Origin of the sequence: Acinetobacter sp. YH16051 (genome assembly GCF_013417135.1) — a bacterium.
Lineage (GTDB): Bacteria > Pseudomonadota > Gammaproteobacteria > Pseudomonadales > Moraxellaceae > Acinetobacter > Acinetobacter towneri.
Window position 1 is genome coordinate 1 of the sequence record NZ_VPEN01000062.1, and the last position, 3257, is coordinate 3257.

Annotated in this window: 5 protein-coding genes; 1 reads left to right on the forward strand and 4 read right to left on the reverse strand. The window is 36.2% G+C overall.

The window, feature by feature from the left end; all coding sequences use genetic code 11:
• Positions 1-398 (forward strand): hypothetical protein (locus tag FTV41_RS14010; protein WP_179996711.1); only part of this gene is annotated, 398 nt, incomplete at its 5' end.
• 793 nt (positions 399-1191) lie between these two features.
• On the opposite strand, the gene FTV41_RS14015 is transcribed toward FTV41_RS14010, so the two are convergent.
• The 4 genes from FTV41_RS14015 to FTV41_RS14030 form a co-directional block, all read right to left on the reverse strand.
• Positions 1192-2001, reverse strand: a complete 810-nt coding sequence (locus FTV41_RS14015) for a hypothetical protein (protein WP_108091266.1) — start codon at positions 1999-2001, stop codon at positions 1192-1194.
• 127 nt (positions 2002-2128) lie between these two features.
• Positions 2129-2344: a hypothetical protein gene (locus tag FTV41_RS14020; RefSeq protein WP_042087985.1), complete on the reverse strand. Its 216-nt coding sequence runs from the start codon at positions 2342-2344 to the stop codon at positions 2129-2131.
• The gene (locus tag FTV41_RS14025) at positions 2334-2630 is read right to left on the reverse strand and encodes a BrnT family toxin (protein WP_042087986.1); all 297 of its coding nucleotides are present in this window, start codon (positions 2628-2630) and stop codon (positions 2334-2336) included. Before FTV41_RS14025 ends, FTV41_RS14020 begins: the two co-directional genes overlap by 11 nt.
• Positions 2631-2700: 70 nt before the next feature.
• Positions 2701-3201, reverse strand: a complete 501-nt coding sequence (locus FTV41_RS14030) for a hypothetical protein (RefSeq protein WP_068550831.1) — start codon at positions 3199-3201, stop codon at positions 2701-2703.
• Positions 3202-3257 lie beyond the last annotated feature (56 nt).

The following is a 3257-nucleotide window of genomic DNA, read 5'->3' on the forward strand; positions in this document are numbered from 1 at the left end:
ATTTCAGGGGTATATTTTACTTTTTTCATCGGGACATTCTCTCAGAAAGCTTGGTCTCCGACAAACCCGGTACGGTTCAAGGTGAGATTTCTAAAATATATGTAGACAAAAATTCAATCAAAACAGCACCAAATAATAATGATATTAGATATTTTTCTATAAAAGAAGTTCACTCAAATCCTAAAAATAATGTAGTGAAAAATAATTTAGCGATTGAATGTTCACAAGGTCTTTTCTTGAGCCCATTTACTAATCAATGGGAACCTATTTTTCAAAGAGGCTATATTATTGGTACTCTAAAAACCTATGAATATTATAGCTATACAACTGTTTGCGATGATGTCAGAGGAAAATATTCTAATAACATTATTATTAATACAAACAGAATTGGATTTTAATAATAGCCTAAGCAGAACAAGCTTCTCAAAAGCTCTTCTATAAAAATATAAAAACCTATAAAAGCAAAAGCACATGCTCTCAACTTCTCAACTCGTTACCCAAGCGTCGCACTTCGTGCTTTGGCTTTGGTGAACGGTTGAGAGAGTTTCGGCAATACTCTCCCTAAAGGCGGTCATTTAAAAAAATGACACATCCTTTAAGTATTGCCGATTTACCGCATATTCTTTTGGCTTCGGAGCCACGTATATCGGTCGTATCCGCACATAGCTTTGCAGACTATGCAGACAAGGACTAAAGGTCTTGCACCTTCTCCCACGCGCTCCCTGTCGAAGTATGGCGGTATCTCTGCGAGGGTTTCCCCAACATGCAACTTAACCAACCTATACAGCTACTCTTAACGCTCCGCTTTTGTGAGATTCCCCTGTAGCGGTTTAGCCTTTCGACTATCGCTACGTTGCACCAGTGACACTTATTCCCTCCACATGCAACGCATGCCAATCCCTAAAACGGACACGCAGAAGCAGGCAAAGCTCGATCTATGATGCTTATTTGATGATTTAAAACACGGATTAACGAAGACTTATCATTTTGAGACTTGATCTAAACACTGTTTATTGTGAAAATAGAGTTCAGGTACCAGCCTTTGGTGAAATCATAACGGTCGCCAAACCTTATGATCTTCGTTATTCGATGGGTTAACATCAAATAACTGCGTACCGTAGAATTTACTGGAAAACCCCTCTAAGTTGCAAGGCTTAGGGGGGATTTTCTTTATAATTTACAATTACAAATTTACTTATCCTTATTTAAAGCAAATTTTCGCTTCTTAATCACAGTAATTGACTTTTCTTGTGAAGCTATATTTTGCTGAATAGCTACCTGCTTCATTTTTACTGGTAAAGTAATCTTTTCATCAGATTTGGGGCTAGATTCTTTAGGCTTTGAATCTGTTGGCTTTTGCAAAGTTGCTTCTTTATTTTTAATTTTTATATAAATTTTATGTACGACCGTATTGTGTTCTTTGATCTCCTTATTTTTACTCTTTATTTTTTTATATTGTTCTTTAAAGGGCGTTATAAAATTCTTAACCGTTGATAGCAGTACAGCTTCATCAGAGTGTATATCTGCTAATGTCTTTGGTGTTTCACTTTGTACAAAATCAATAAAATGTAAGGGAAATTTTTCAATAATCTCTGGAGTAGCAAAACTAACAAAATGATATCCGTGATAAGAAATTACAGCGTAATTTGTATCCTGTTTAATCGGATGTTTGATATATCCCTTTACTGTCGCTTCTCCTTGATCCAATAGCTTTTTTAGATAGAAATCCTTGATATGATTCTCTAAAACTCTACTTTTTCTATAAAAATTAATCTTATTGTTAATCTCTTCTCGCTCTTCTATTTCATCAACAATATCTAACTTATGACTAAATTCAACAAATTGAGCATGATGATATTCAGCAAGTTTAGAAGTCCAAATTAAGATTTGTCCAAGATTATCAGGCTTAATAATCTCAATATCGTTGAAATCAAGTTTTTTTATTAGTGCAAGTTCTTCATGCTTGAACTCTTTTCTTTCCAAACTTGAATGTTTCAACATAACAACTTCCTTAACCACGGCGTATCCTTCAAAAACTATAAAGTAAAAGCTCATTTGGTATGAATACCAAATGAGCTTTCTAATTAATCAATCAAACATTAAAACAAAAAAGGGAGGTCATACCTAATTAAGTACGTTTCAATGCCATAATATGGCGAACCATATCGTTAATATGTTGTTTTGTTTCATTATCTTGTGAACCTAACCATGTCACCACATCAGCATCAAAAGCCTTTGCTTGAGCGATGGCGTGACGTTCCTGTAATTTTTTCACAAAACTAGGTTTAACCAATGGGGCATTGGTAGGATCAAAATTTTTATAGCGTTCTAATTCATTTTGCATTGCTGTACCTCCGCTTTTGGTGATGTGATGGTTCAAATGCAGTGATTATTCTCGCAACATCTCCACGTTCAACCCAAACCACTGTTAATAGTCTACCACGATTGCTTAAACCGACTGATATTAGTCGTTGTTCGTCATAGTGTCCTACATCATCAAAAGACATCAATGCAGGATCAAGGAAAATACTACAGACTTCTTCGAACGTAATTTCACGCCCTCTGTAGACTAAATCCATTTTTTGGTCATGCCATTCAAATAACAAGCCGTAATATTCAATCAATGGCATGATTACCCCTTTTCCTCTCGTAGAATTGAAATTAAGTAAGAATTTTCTTTTAGCATAAGAAATATTCTTATTATTTTGGGTCTATGACACAAAAATCGCCATTTTTTCCATATCCGCACTGCTTTTTCATCACTCGGACACACGGTTTAGATTCTCCATCAACTTTACAACTTCCAATATCAAACTGGATGCCTTGCTGTCTCAGGCTCTCGATCTGCGGGATATTGCCTAAAGGTTTGATATAAACACTAAACAGCCAAATGATACCAAGCATCAGAATGGCAAAGATGCCTAGAACAATGGTAATGAGCTTCCATGACAACTGATCACGGGCTGATTCAATTGAATTATTCAAGCGTCCAAGTGCTTTAGCGGTCTTAATAAGCTCCGCTGTACCCTCCTGTAAGCCCGTATTTAGCGATTTTGATACAGTATGGTGGGTCTGCCCAGCAATAGTGCTTTGAATGTGTTCTTTCGTGATTTGAAGCTCTTTAACGGCCTGATTGACGAGGTTCTGCTGTTGTTCTGCAACTGCCATTAGTGCATATAGCTTTTTTTCATCAGGTGTCATCGGCTCATCCCTCTAAACTTCATTGTTTTCTGTTGCTCTCTTTCTAATTTCTGCTG